This window comes from Xylella taiwanensis (assembly GCF_013177435.1).
GTDB lineage: Bacteria > Pseudomonadota > Gammaproteobacteria > Xanthomonadales > Xanthomonadaceae > Xylella > Xylella taiwanensis.
In genome coordinates, this window is sequence record NZ_CP053627.1 from 995,414 (window position 1) to 1,008,656 (window position 13,243).

Sequence of the window (13,243 nt, forward strand, 5' to 3'; positions counted from 1 at the left end):
AGCGAATGATACAAATCCTCAGCGTGGTCGTAGCGTGTATCTGGATATGTGCTGCCCAGGCTGAGCAGGAACAGATTTTGGATGAGTTCGAGGATGTTTCTTCCTGGAAGCTTGTGCTTTCTGATCACGTGAGTGGCACCTTGCGCCAAGTGGCAGTGGCTTCCGGGGGGTATGCACTGTGTTTGGATTACAATTTCAATGGTGTTTCTGGTGACGTTGGTATCCGTCGTGAGCTGCCGATCCAGTACTCTGAAAATTACCAGTTCTCTTTTTTAGTGCGCGGTGATGCGCCAGCCAATGACTTGCAATTGAAGTTGCTCGATGTGAGTGGCGACAATGTGTGGTGGGTCAATCGAACTAAGTTCGAGGCGCCACCTAATTGGACACTGGTAAGTTATCGTAAGCGTCACATCGAAAAGGCTTGGGGCCCAGATACGGATAAAACGCTGCGCCGCAGCGCGCAGATTGAGTTCAATGTCCACAATAGCGTTGGTGGGCGTGGGAGTATCTGTTTCGACAGGCTTGCGTTGAAGGCGTTGCCTTCCCCGGATACTTCTCCGTTGACCGCTGCGGCAATTACCGACACTGCTCCAGCGCTTGAGCATCGCTTGATTGATGGCAGGCTCGATACCTTTTGGTTAAGTAGTGGAATTAAGCAGCAGACTGTCACCCTGGACATGGGGAGACCACGGGAGATTGGGGGTGCGGTGATCGACTGGGTGCCAGGATTGCAGGCGACACGCTACACGGTCCGTGGTTCAATCGACGGTCGTCGCTGGAAGGTGCTGCGTAACGTTATTGCCGGTACTTATCCCACCCACTGGCTAGCGTTACCGGAGACTGAGGCGCGTTATGTGCGCTTCGATCTGCAGGACGGCCCGAACTGGCGTTATGGGATTAAGGAGATTCATTTACAGCCGTTAGCGTTCGCTGCGACGCCGAACGACTTTATCAAGTCTTTAGCTTCGCTTTGGCCACGTGGCAGCTTCCCACGCGGTTTTTCGGGCGAGCAGTCTTATTGGACCATCCTTGGTCTGGACGGCGGTAGCGAACAGGGGTTGATCAACACAGATGGTGCAATCGAGGCGACTAAGTCCGGTTTCAGTATTGAGCCCTTTGTGGTGATGGACGGTAACCGCTTGCTACGCTGGTCCGACGTGAGCAGTGAGCAGAGTCTGCAAGAAGGTTATCTGCCGATTCCGCGTGTGGAGTGGCGCCACGACCAAGTTAATCTACAGGTGACTGCATTCGTACAAGGTACACCTGAGCAGGCGCAAGTGGTGGCCCGCTACCAACTGCGCAACACGAGTAAGCAGGCGCGTGATTTTGCGCTTGCGCTGGCGGTACGCCCGTTCCAGGTGAATCCACCTTCGCAGTTTCTCAATACGCCTGGTGGTATCAGTCGGATTGATCAGCTTGTGTTCAACGGTACTCAAGTCAGTGTTAACGGCAAGCCGCGCGTGTTCACTTCGCGGGCACCGGATGCGGCATTCGCCACTTCATTCGATGCCGGTATGGATGTCGTCCATCTGGCCCAAGCACCGCTGCCACATACTACTCAGGTGAATGACGATAGTGGCTTGGCGTCTGGAGTCATGTTATTTCGCTGGCATCTTCAGCCAAACGAAATTCGCGAGATCGCGGTGTTGATACCGCAAAACGGGAGCCCCGGATGGTCTAGTGGTTTTGATGCCAAACAGGCGCAGCAGCAGGTTGCGCAGATGTGGCACGACAAGCTCGATTTGGTGCGGATCGAGGTGCCTACCGAAGGTCGACCGATCGTCGATACCTTGCGTACCGCAATGTCGCATATGCTGATTTCGCGGGATGGGTCAAGTCTGCAACCTGGTACACGCTCTTATTCGCGTAGTTGGATCCGTGATGGTGCAATGATTTCCGAGGCTTTGCTGCGACTGGGCCGTGAAGATGTGGTGCGCGATTACATCAATTGGTTCTCACCGTATCAATTTGCTAACGGCATGGTGCCATGTTGCGTGGATCACCGTGGTAGTGATCCGGTTCCGGAGAATGACAGTCATGGGGAGTTGATTTACACCATCGGTGCGTATTATCGCTACACAGGTGACCGTGATTTCCTGGCGGCGATGTGGCCGCATGTCAATGCGGCGGCAGCCTATATGGACACGTTGCGTTTGAGCGAACGCACCGAGGCCCATTTCATGCGTGATCCGGCTTTCTACGGGATGATGCCGGCGTCAATCAGCCATGAGGGCTATTCGGCCAAACCGGTACATGCGTATTGGGATAATTTTTGGGCGTTGCGTGGGTATGAAGATGCGGCGCATCTGGCGAGCGTGTTGGATAAGCCTGAGGATGCTGTGCGTTTGAGCGCTTCACGGGACGAGTTCGCCGCTGACTTGTCTGCTTCGTTGCGTTCGACGGTTCGCAATCATGGTATCGATTATCTTCCTGGATCAGCAGAACATGGTGACTTTGATGCGACCTCAACAGCGGTCGCGTTGGCGCTGGAAGGAGAACGGTCCTTACTGCCGCAGGATTTACTCGCTAATACTTTTGAGCGTTACTGGACTCAATTTGTTGAGCGCCGTGATGGCAAGCGCAAGTGGAAGGATTACACTCCGTATGAGTGGCGTAATGTTTCTGCTTTCGTGCGTTTGGATTGGCGTAACCGTGTCTGGGATGCGGCCACGTTTTTTCTCAGAGACCGTGCGCCGCCGGCATGGAACCAGTGGGCTGAGGTTGTTTCGCACACGCCTAACGTGCCGTTCTTTGTGGGTGATCTGCCGCATGCTTGGGTTGCTTCGGACTTTGTGCGTTCGGTACTTGACATGTTTGCCTACACACGTGAGTCCGATGCCAGTCTGGTGATTGCGGCCGGTGTACCGGTGCATTGGTTTGGAGGTGAGGGTGTGGCTTTACACGATCTGCGTACGCCTCATGGACGGCTGAGCTACCGCATTCAGGGAAGCGAGAAGCAATTACGCATTGAGCTGAAGTCTGGACTGCTGATGCCATCTGGCGGTGTGGTGTTCCGTTGGCCGTATGCTGGCGTACCCGGTGCGTCCAGGATTAATGGTGAAGTTGCGGCTTGGCAGGGGCGAGAACTACGTATTTTGCGGTTGCCGGCGACGGTGGAAATTGATATGCCGGCGGCCACGCTACACCGTACCGAGCGCGTGGGGCCATGAAAAGGGTGTATCTTGGACAAGGTGTACCTGGGTAGCGAAGTTTGTGCGTTTTGTTGTTGCTGGGGTTCTGCACGAGTGCGATGAATGGCACTAATTGATGATGGGAGCATGGGAGCGTCGCTGGTTCAACGATCCCTCTAAAAGAGGATCCACTGAAGTTTGTGTTGTTCGTGTGTCAAGTTTGGATTGACCATATGGTGCGCTTCCAGCAGTACCCACTGGTTGTGGGTGGGGTTGAAGTTGGATCCTGACGGGTGTTGAGCCTCAGATAAGGATGGAGTGTAGATATGCAACCCTTGGTTCGTTGCGTGGCTTGGTGGCGGGCTAGCTGTGTAGGCGATTGTAGATACTCAAGCCGGCGATCCAGACCCCGAGCATGCTGCCGAAGTTTGTGAATAAGAAGGTCAACATCACCTTTGAAACCCGGTTTTTATACCAGCCATATAGGGTCTGTGCGTCGTCGCGTAAGGTCAGGAAGTCCTGGTAGGCTGGCTTGCGCATATGAACCTCGACCAGTGCGGCGAAGGCACCAGTTGGTAGGCTTAGCCGGAACGGCTTAAACGGCGCGACCAGTGATGCCACCAGCACACTTAATGGGTGGCTGCCTGCTAATGCGCAGCCGAGTCCGGCCATGACACTGGTGTATAATGCCCATTGCAGCAAAAGGTCTGTGCCCATTGCCAAGCCACCGCGCAAAAATCCGACCACAATACCAGTTGCGATAAGTGTCATCAGTCCCAGCGTGAACCAGGGGACCCGTTTCTTCTGTTGTACTTTTTCCAGTATGGCACGCAGCTCGGTTGGTGGTTCGATGTCATCCTCCAGATGTTTAGCCAATCCAGTTAAATGACCTGCACCGACAACCACCAGTACTTTCCGCGTTGCAATGTTTACTTCCTCGCGCAGGCGGGCCGCCATGTAGCGGTCACGCTCGGCGATAATGGTCTGGTATAGCTCCGGGCTTTCGCTGGCGAAGTCGCCAAAGCTAGCTTCGAGCATGTCGCCTTGCTTGAGTTTTTCAATTTCTTCTTCGCCGACTTCATCGGCGGCGAACAGCCCAGCGATCAGTCCACTGCCCAGCTTCAATTTCCCGAAGAAGCCAAGCTTGGCCGAGGCACGCTTAAAAGTAAGGCCGACTTCACGGTCGATCAAATGTACGGGGAGATCGCGTTCGCGTGCCATGGTCACTGCGGCCTTCAATTCTGCACCTGGTTCGATGCCTAACTGCTTGGCTAGGCGCCGTTGGTATGCCGCGAGAGCCAGGTTGGCTGCGAATAAGGCCAATTGGCCCTTACGTATCACCTGTATCAGGTCAAGCTTAGCTAACGTATCCGGATCGCATAGTGCTTGCAGGCGCTGTGCATCCAGTTCGACAGCGATGGCGTCATAGCAGCCACTTCCTACCTCTTGTTTGACTGCAGCCACACTGGCTTGTGAGACGTGAGCAGTGCCGAGTAGCGTGTAGTGCACGCCATTGCGTTCAACCACACGTAGAGGTTGCCCTGTGAGGGCGTCTTGTTGCGGGGAAACAGAGGGAATCATCAAAAAATTCGTCCAGAAGAGGGTAGGATATCTGTATTAGGCAGATCCACCGCTTGACGATGGAACGCTGTGATCATTGGCATCTCATTCATGCAATGTCTTGTAGGGCTGCAGCGTCTACACCTTAGTCGATGTAGCGTTTGAGCAAGTCGCCATAGGCGTCGATGCGACGGTCGCGCAGAAATGGCCAGACCCGTCGTACGTGCTCGCTGCGTTGCAGGTTGATTTCGCATGTTAGAATCTCTGGTCCGTGGCTATTGGCTTCGGCGAGGAACTCGCCTTGCGGGCCGAGTACGTGGCTGTTCCCCCAAAAGCGAATGCCTGACGTGCCGAGCGGTGATGGTTCGTGGCCGGCACGGTTGCAACTGAGCACTGGTAAACTATTAGCAACGGCGTGACCACGGTGGCTCAGTAACCAAGCGTCGCGCTGGCGGGTTTGTTCGTCGTATTCATCATTCGGATCCCAGCCGATTGCAGTTGGGTACAGCAGCAATTCGGCGCCCGCCAGTGCCATCAATCGTGCCGCCTCTGGGTACCATTGATCCCAGCACACTAGAACACCGAGACAGCCGACCGATGTAACAATTGGCTTGAAGCCGATGTCACCTGGTGTGAAGTAGAACTTCTCGTAGAAACCAGGATCGTCTGGGATGTGCATCTTACGGTATTTACCGAGTAGGTTGCCGTCCTTTTCCAATACCACCGCAGTATTGTGGTAGAGGCCTGCGGCACGGTGTTCGAACAGTGAGCCGACAAGTACCACGCCATGTTGCTTAGCCAGTGCACCCAGGCGTTCGGTACTTGGACCTGGAATCGGCTCGGCTAAGTTGAATTCGCTGATCGATTCGTGTTGACAGAAGTATGCACTGTTGTGTAATTCATGCAGCAATACCAGTTTGGCGCCCTGTGCTGCAGCCTCAGCTACACGCGCTTCGATGATGCTTAGATTAGCCTCGGCATTGCCATGGTTGTGCTCCTGGATCAGTGCTACGGGGAGAATATGACGGTTCATGACACATTTCCATGAAGGATGCGCACAGGGTAGCGTGCTCGTGCGTGATGTTGAGAGTGGTTGTGGGCCCAGTAGAGAGTGTTATCCAATACATGGTGATGTGGCGAGCAGGCCAGCCGGTATCTGTATGGTGATACAGTGCAGGCTTCCGTTTTGCCAGATCAAGGGACGGCACGGTACTGGCACGATTTCACGCTCGGGAAATGCGTCGGCCAGCACTGCTTGTGCGAGTGCATCGGCTGGATCTCCATAGATTGGCATCAGGACCGCACCTTCGATGATTAGAAAGTTGGCGTAAGACGCAGCTAAGCGTCGATCCTCGTCCATAATTGGCTTTGTCCATGGCAGTGGGAACAGCTTGTAGGGATGTCCGTCGGTGGTGCGTAGTGTGGTTAATTCAGTGCCCATTGCTTGCAATTCAGCGTAATGGCTGTCACTGATGTCGTTGCAGGATTGATAGACAATACTGTCGGTCGAGGCGAAGCGGGCAAGAGTATCAATATGGGCGTCGGTATCGTCGCCTTCAAGATAGCCATGTTCCAGCCACAGCACCCGGTCTTGTGCCAACCATGCAGTTAAGTTGGCATCCAGTGTTGTACGTGTGTGCTGCGGGTGGCGTTCGTGCAGGCAGCGCCAAGTGGTCAGTAGGGTGCCCGCGCCATCTGTCTCGATTGCGCCACCTTCCAGAGTGAAGTCGATGCTGTGCATCAGGGCGTTCGCGAACAGACCGCTGGCGTGCAATACGCTCACCAACTGGTCGTCCAGCTTAGCTTCGAACTTACCGCCCCAGCCCGTAAAGCGGAAGTCCAGTAAGCAGAAGTTGCCATTCGTGCCGACCAAGGTGATCGGCCCTGAGTCGCGCACCCAAGTGTCATTATAAATGGCCAAGGTGAAGCGTACCCGTTTCATCATTACATGTGCTGAACGCAGTCGCGCCTCGGCATAGGTTTGCAAGCCGTCGTCGACAACGCAGATGATGACTGTCTGAAAGCGAGTGATCGCTGCTACCAGTGCTATGTAGGTTTCCTCGACTTCAGGCAGACGTGCGGACCAGTCAGTATTGGCATGCGGCCAAGCGATTAGAATGGCAGACTGCGGTTCCCACTCGGCGGGGAAGCGGAACGGGAGTGTCGTCAATTGTGTTTCACTTTCAGTGATTGCACTCTGTGGCAGGATGGCCGTAATCAGCGCATTGCCGGTGCTTTAGGTCCAATTTCGTCGGTGCTTGCGCTATTCATGACGACGTTGATGACTTTCCCTTTCTCGAAGTAAACGGTGTAATTAGGGTAGACCCAACGATCAATTTGTGGCCATTTCCGCTTTTGACCGCCGCTTGGAGGCAGTTTCTGTGTGGGTGTGCCGTAATTCGCTTCCACCTGGGCCATAGATTGATTTCGCGTTGGTGCTGCGGTTGGCTTAATTTTAACGCGATCAATCAGTAGCGTCTCGGCTTGACAAGTTACAGCGATCCCCAGTAACGCGGCCAGCGTGCATGCGGCGATATGGCCGTTTTGCATGTTTTTATTTCCTCAATTGGATGATGTTGAACTGCGATTACAACAAAAAACATTGATGAAAAATGCTTTGGCCACATACGTAAAAGGTTTATCAACGTTTGTTCAATGCGGCAGAAAAACAAAAAACCGCCCTGAGGCGGTTTTCCAGGACACACTACCACAAAGCTGCGCTTCAGCGTTGACGCGCCTTAAAGCGAGGATTGGACTTACAAATCACGAAGATCTTACCGCGGCGGCGGATCACCTTACAGTCACGGTGACGTGTCTTTGCTGACTTTAGTGAGGATAGAACTTTCATATACACCTCGGCGAAACGCTTGTCTTGTATAGCTCTTGTATAGCTAGAGTTAGGCGTTCATGCATTCTCTTAATAAATCAAAATGCACCAGACGCTAAAATGACCAGGAAGCTAATTGATGTTGATAATGCTATCTGCCTTTAAAGTAGACTTTCAAGTGCTTATGGCACATACATAAACAGGCGGAGCTACAATCTCTAGCTTTAATCGCGATTACTGGAGTTTGGATGACTGACCTTGTGCCTGTCCTTACCATTGATGGCCCGTCCGGGGCTGGTAAGGGTACAGTCAGTAGGATTGTGGCTGCGCGGCTGGGTTGGCATTACTTGGATTCAGGGGTGTTGTATCGGGCTGTTGGAGTGGCGGCTGGCTGGGCAGGTCTTGATGTGTCCGACACAATGGCTTTAGTGAGTTGCGCGTTCGATACTCATGTCAATTTTGCCGAGTGTGCTGATGGGGATATGCGTATCCTGGTGAATACGATCGACGCCACCGACGAGCTGCGTATGGAAACCGCTGGTGTGCTGGCTTCGACAATTGCTGCTGTCTCTGAGGTGCGCGCTGCATTGAAGGAGCGTCAACGTATGTTTCGACGCGGTCCAGGATTAGTTGCAGATGGTCGTGACATGGGTACGGTAATCTTTCCGGATGCCCAATATAAGGTTTTCTTGACTGCTAACGCCGAGGAGCGCGCTCAACGCAGGCATAAACAGTTGATGAAGAAGGGTGTTTCGGTTATGTTCACCACTTTGCTGGACGAAATTAGGGCGCGCGATGCGCGTGATGCTTGCCGATCTGTAGCGCCGTTAAGGCCGGCTGATGATGCCTTGTTAATCGATAGTACCCGTATTGGGGTCGATGAAGTCGTTGCTCAGGTACTTGCTTTGGTGACTGATTGAAGTAAGAAGTTTAGGTTCCTTTGGACAGAATCCCCAGTGCTTGTGGTGTCCAATGGGGTGCCAGAATCAAATATGCAAGGTGTTGTAGACAGGCTCCGTTGCGCGATGCGTGGCGGTTTATCCACTTAAACTTTAGGGTGGACGGTGTATCTGGCGATAAAGCTTTGAGTGACCGTCCGTGTGTTTAACCGAGTAAATCAAATGACTGAATCTTTTGCTGAACTGTTCGAAGCCAGCCAAGCGAACCTGGCGAAGCTAAAACCGGGTGCCATCGTTACTGGGACCGTTGTGGATGTCCGTGGTGACGTAGTGGTTATTAACGCCGGTTTGAAGTCCGAAGGCATCGTGCCGATTGAGCAGTTCCGTAATGACGCTGGTGAGATCGATGTTGGAGTGGGCGATCAGGTCAAAGTTGCGTTGGATTCCATTGAGAATGGCTTTGGCGAGACTATTCTGTCGCGTGAAAAGGCTAAGCGTTCGATGGTGTGGGATGAGCTGGAAGAGGCGTTGGAGAAGAATGAGACTATCAGTGGCCGTATCAGCGGTAAGGTCAAGGGAGGGTTCACCGTTGACATTAAGGATGTCCGCGCGTTTCTTCCCGCTTCTTTGGTCGATGTGCGCCCGGTTCGGGATCCTGCTTACTTGGAGGGTAAGGAGCTGGAGTTTAAGCTCATTAAGCTAGATCGTAAGCGTAACAATGTGGTTGTTTCTCGTCGTGCGGTGGTCGAAAGCGAGCATTCCGAGGAGCGCGAGCAGCTGTTGGATAAGTTGCAGGAAGGCGCAGTTTTGACTGGTACGGTTAAAAATATGACCGATTACGGGGCATTCGTGGATCTAGGCGGAGTCGATGGATTACTTCACATCACTGACATGGCATGGAAGCGTGTGCGCCATCCGTGTGAGGTGGTTAATATCGGCGATGAGGTAGAGGTACGTGTACTGAAGTTTGATCGTGAACGCAATCGTGTCAGCCTTGGTTTGAAGCAACTGGGCGAGGATCCTTGGGATAACATCTCGCGTCGTTATCCGGCTAACTGTCGGGTATTTGGTAAGGTTTCCAACGTTACTGACTATGGTGCGTTTGTTGAGATCGAGGCAGGTGTCGAAGGTTTGGTGCATGTCTCAGAAATGGATTGGACCAACAAGAATGTCAATCCTTCCAAGGTTGTTCAGGTTGGTGATGAGGTTGAGGTCATGATTCTGGATGTGGACGAGGAACGTCGTCGCATCTCGTTGGGCATGAAGCAGGTCGCTGCCAATCCCTGGGAAACCTTTGCCGTTACCCATAAGAAGGGTGACAAGGTGAGTGGTCAGGTTAAGTCGATCACAGACTTTGGCATCTTTATCGGTTTGGAAGGTGGTATCGATGGTTTGTTGCACTTGTCTGACATTAGCTGGAACACTACCGGCGAAGACGTAGTCCGTAACTTCAAGAAGGGGGATACCCTAGAAACAGTTGTCTTGGCTGTCGATCCAGAGCGTGAGCGCATTTCGCTGGGTGTGAAGCAGCTGGAACAGGATCCTTTTGGCCAATATATGGCTACTCACCCGAAAGGCTCCAAGGTCGCTGGCATCGTTAAGGAGGTTGATGTCAAAGGGGCCTTGATTGAGCTGGCTGACGGAATCGAAGGTTACGTTTCGGCACGCGACATTGCCAACGAGCGTGTAGAGGACGCGAGTCAGTACCTGAAGGTAGGTGATAGTGTGGAAGCTAAGTTCATTGGCATGGACCGTAAGGGGCGTACTTTACAGTTGTCGATTAAAGCCAAAGATGATGCCGAGATGCGTGAAGTTCTTGAGGAATACCAATCCTCTTCTAGCGGTACTACAAAATTGGGTACGTTGCTGAGAGAGCAACTCGGTAATAAGTCCGAGTAATTGGTTGCTCCTGATTCTCCTTTATAAAATTAGGGATCGGATCGGCCTAGGTGTTCTGCCTGGACCGATTCCGGTGTCAAGCAATTTTTTGTCTTTTACCGATGACCAAGTCCGAATTAATCGAGATCCTGGCCAAGCGCCAAGCGCATTTGAAGTCAGATGACGTCGATCTTGCGGTCAAGTCATTATTAGAAATGATGGGCGAAGCCCTATCTGAGGGAGACCGCATTGAAATCCGTGGTTTCGGTAGTTTCTCCATACACTACCGTCCACCGCGTTGTGGGCGTAACCCTAAGACCGGTGAATCAGTTGCATTACCTGGCAAACATGTGCCTCACTTTAAGCCTGGCAAAGAATTGCGTGAACGTGTGTCAAGTATTGTACCTCTGGCGGAATGTGGCGGCGCCACTGAGTAACCAGTTCTGATCGGTTAAGCTATTGGCTGATCGTTCTCGGATGTGACCCATGAAAATCTTCCGCCTTCTGGTAATGTTGGTCTTTCTACTGGTCGGCTTGGTCATTGGCGTCTTGAATTCTGCCGAAGTGACTCTGGATTTTATGTTCTCGAGTGTGCGTACCACTTTGGGTATGGTTATCGTTGTGGCGTTGCTGGCTGGTCTGATTATTGGTAGCAGTTTGGTGTTCGTGGTCGCATTGATTCCTACTTATTCCAAGCTTCGCAGGACCAATAAAGTGTTGGCTCAGATGCGTAGTGCATCTGAACTCGCTGCCGATCTGCGTCCTACCGATGGATTGCATTGATCCTATGGAATTCTTGGATGAGTGGTTCTGGTTTTTCTTATTGCTGCCGCTGGCTGCTTTGAGCGGTTGGGTCATTGGCCGACGGGGAGGGCAACGCCATGGTCAGGCCCAGGTGAGTCGGTTGTCTAGTACTTATTTTCGCGGCCTGAATTATCTACTCAGCGAACAACCCGATAAGGCAATCGAGCTGTTTCAGCATATTGCGGAGCTGGATAAGGAAACTTTCGAGACTCATGTTGCGCTCGGTCATTTGTTCCGCCGCCGTGGTGAGATTGATCGCGCGATCCGGTTGCATCAAGGATTGGTGCAACGTTCTGATTTGACCGACCATCAGAGGGTGCAGGCCTTACTTGCGCTGGGCGAGGATTACATGAAATCTGGATTGCTGGATCGCGCTGAGACAGTATTCACAGAACTTGCGCAGATTGATCAACGTGCACCGCAAGCGCTACGCCACTTAATCACCATCTACCAAACTGAGCGTGATTGGGAGAAAGCGATCGACAATGCGATCCGTTATGAAGCGGTCACTGGGGAGCCGATGGGCAAGCTTATTGGTCAATTCGAATGCGAGTTGGCGGATCGCTACCGTGCTTCCAACCAACACGAACGGGCGCTGGAAGCGGTGCGTCGTGCTTACCAAGCCGATGCGACTTCGGTACGTGCCGGTATCATTGAAGGTCGCATTGAGGCTGATTTGGGTCACAACGAGGCGGCGGTCCGTGCTTGGGAACGTGCTGCGCGTCATGATCCTGAGTATCTTCCCGAGATCATTCCGGCGTTGCTGATTGCCTATCGTCAAGGGGGTGACATTGCTGGGGCCCGTAATTTTCTTTCCGAGATGACTGAGCACTATCGTGGTATTGCTCCGGTTTTGGCGATGACCCAACTGATGGAATCGCAGGAAGGACCAGCACATGCGCGTGGTTATCTCGGTAGCCAGCTGAAAGCGAAGCCCTCGGTACGTGGTCAATCGGCGCTGATCGATCTAACTCTAGCTGATGGAAGCGATCCGGTCGCGTCTTTGCATGATCTAAAGCATATTACCGATCAACTGTTGGTACGCAATCCCAGTTACCGTTGCACGCGCTGTGGTTTCGGCGCTAAGACTCATCATTGGCAATGTCCAAGTTGTAAAGAGTGGGGAACAGTGAAGCCGTTGCTGAACTATGCGGTGGTCTAATGCTGATCCTATGGCAGTGGGGTGTACTGCACTTGGTAGTGGCAGCGGTGGGTACTTGGCTGTTGCGCCACTATGCTCTTTGGCGTCGGTTGCTCGACTTGCCTTGTGAACGTCGTAGTCACCAAATGGCGACCCCGCGTGGTGGTGGTATGGCAATTGTGTTTGCGTTGCTTTTTGGCTGTGTGTTGGCTTGGTTCGGATTGCCGCAGTGGCGCTTCTATCTGGCTCTCTATGCTTGCGGTCTTACACTGATTGCTTCAATCGGTTGGTGGGACGATCATCGTCCGCTACCGGTTGTTCTCCGTTTCGTGGTGCATTGTCTGGCTGCTACGCTCCTTGGTGTGTTGACCTTCACCGAATCTGGCAGTGTGTGGCAAGCATTGGTTGCTGCTGGGGCTGCGCTGGTGTTGGTTAATATCTGGAATTTCATGGATGGCATCAATGGTCTGGCGACCACTCAGGCAGGGGTTGCAGCGATCGCTTATGCCTTGGTCTTGCCGGGACTCACAGCTTGGGCGGGCTGGGCCCTGGCAGCGGCTTGTTTGGGTTTTCTGCCGTTCAATTTTCCACGTGCGATGATCTTCCTTGGTGACGGTGGCAGCGGCGCATTAGGCTATGCTTTGGCCGCATTGCTGGCGTTGGCCCTGACTAAGGGACAGGTCAGCGTTTGGATAGTTTGGATTCCGTTGACTGCGTTTCTTGTCGATGCAGGCTTCACCTTGCTGTCTCGCCTATTTTCTGGCCAGCGTTGGTGGCAACCGCATGTTCAACATGTCTATCAGCGGGCTGCCAGACGTTGTGGCTCGCATACGCCCGTCACACTTGCTTATTTCGTTTTCAGTGTATCTACCCTTGTCTTATTTTTTGCCGTTGCACATATACCGTTGTTGCAGTGGGAAGCGATGGAATCGATGATTTTTTGTGTCTTTGTCGGCCTGATTTGGCTATTTCTGCGTCATGAATTGCGTGACGACTGAAGGAA

The 13,243-nt window shown here is 52.8% G+C and carries 12 protein-coding genes; 7 read left to right on the plus strand and 5 right to left on the minus strand.

Annotated features, from left to right (window positions below):
• Positions 1-5: 5 nt before the first annotated feature.
• The gene (locus PLS229_RS04250) at positions 6-3,170 is read left to right on the plus strand and encodes a discoidin domain-containing protein (protein WP_038271415.1); all 3,165 of its coding nucleotides are present in this window, start codon (positions 6-8) and stop codon (positions 3,168-3,170) included.
• A gap of 324 nt (positions 3,171-3,494) precedes the next feature.
• Here the strand turns inward: PLS229_RS04250 and PLS229_RS04255 are convergent, their stop codons facing one another.
• The 5 genes from PLS229_RS04255 to ykgO all read right to left on the minus strand — a co-directional run bounded on the left by PLS229_RS04255 (position 3,495) and on the right by ykgO (position 7,539).
• Entirely contained in the window at positions 3,495-4,712 is a 1,218-nt protein-coding gene (locus tag PLS229_RS04255; RefSeq protein WP_038271416.1) for a TraB/GumN family protein, read from the minus strand.
• Positions 4,713-4,836: 124 nt separating this feature from the next.
• Positions 4,837-5,724, minus strand: coding sequence for a carbon-nitrogen hydrolase (locus PLS229_RS04260; RefSeq protein WP_038271417.1), 888 nt, complete (start codon positions 5,722-5,724; stop codon positions 4,837-4,839).
• Between the two features lie 81 nt (positions 5,725-5,805).
• Complete coding sequence (locus PLS229_RS04265; protein ID WP_038271418.1) at positions 5,806-6,861, minus strand: agmatine deiminase family protein; 1,056 nt, start codon at positions 6,859-6,861, stop codon at positions 5,806-5,808.
• 47 nt (positions 6,862-6,908) lie between these two features.
• Positions 6,909-7,241 (minus strand): hypothetical protein, encoded by a 333-nt coding sequence (locus tag PLS229_RS04270; RefSeq protein ID WP_038271419.1) that lies wholly within the window; start codon positions 7,239-7,241, stop codon positions 6,909-6,911.
• Between the two features lie 172 nt (positions 7,242-7,413).
• Positions 7,414-7,539 carry a type B 50S ribosomal protein L36 gene (ykgO, locus tag PLS229_RS04275; RefSeq protein ID WP_004085979.1) on the minus strand — a complete coding sequence of 42 codons (126 nt, stop codon included), beginning with the start codon at positions 7,537-7,539 and terminating at the stop codon, positions 7,414-7,416.
• A 227-nt stretch (positions 7,540-7,766) separates the two neighbouring features.
• On the opposite strand from ykgO, the gene cmk reads away from it, so the two are divergent.
• From cmk to PLS229_RS04305, 6 genes are all read left to right on the plus strand, one after another.
• Positions 7,767-8,438 carry a (d)CMP kinase gene (gene cmk, locus PLS229_RS04280; RefSeq protein WP_038271420.1) on the plus strand — a complete coding sequence of 224 codons (672 nt, stop codon included), beginning with the start codon at positions 7,767-7,769 and terminating at the stop codon, positions 8,436-8,438.
• Positions 8,439-8,639: 201 nt separating this feature from the next.
• Positions 8,640-10,316, plus strand: coding sequence for a 30S ribosomal protein S1 (rpsA, locus tag PLS229_RS04285; protein ID WP_038271421.1), 1,677 nt, complete (start codon positions 8,640-8,642; stop codon positions 10,314-10,316).
• A gap of 101 nt (positions 10,317-10,417) precedes the next feature.
• The gene (locus tag PLS229_RS04290; protein WP_038271422.1) at positions 10,418-10,732 is read left to right on the plus strand and encodes an integration host factor subunit beta; all 315 of its coding nucleotides are present in this window, start codon (positions 10,418-10,420) and stop codon (positions 10,730-10,732) included.
• A gap of 49 nt (positions 10,733-10,781) precedes the next feature.
• Positions 10,782-11,078: a LapA family protein gene (locus PLS229_RS04295; protein WP_038271423.1), complete on the plus strand. Its 297-nt coding sequence runs from the start codon at positions 10,782-10,784 to the stop codon at positions 11,076-11,078.
• A gap of 4 nt (positions 11,079-11,082) precedes the next feature.
• Complete coding sequence (gene lapB / locus PLS229_RS04300) at positions 11,083-12,261, plus strand: lipopolysaccharide assembly protein LapB (protein WP_038271424.1); 1,179 nt, start codon at positions 11,083-11,085, stop codon at positions 12,259-12,261.
• Between the two features lie 5 nt (positions 12,262-12,266).
• Positions 12,267-13,238 carry an MraY family glycosyltransferase gene (locus tag PLS229_RS04305; protein ID WP_038271454.1) on the plus strand — a complete coding sequence of 324 codons (972 nt, stop codon included), beginning with the start codon at positions 12,267-12,269 and terminating at the stop codon, positions 13,236-13,238.
• Positions 13,239-13,243 lie beyond the last annotated feature (5 nt).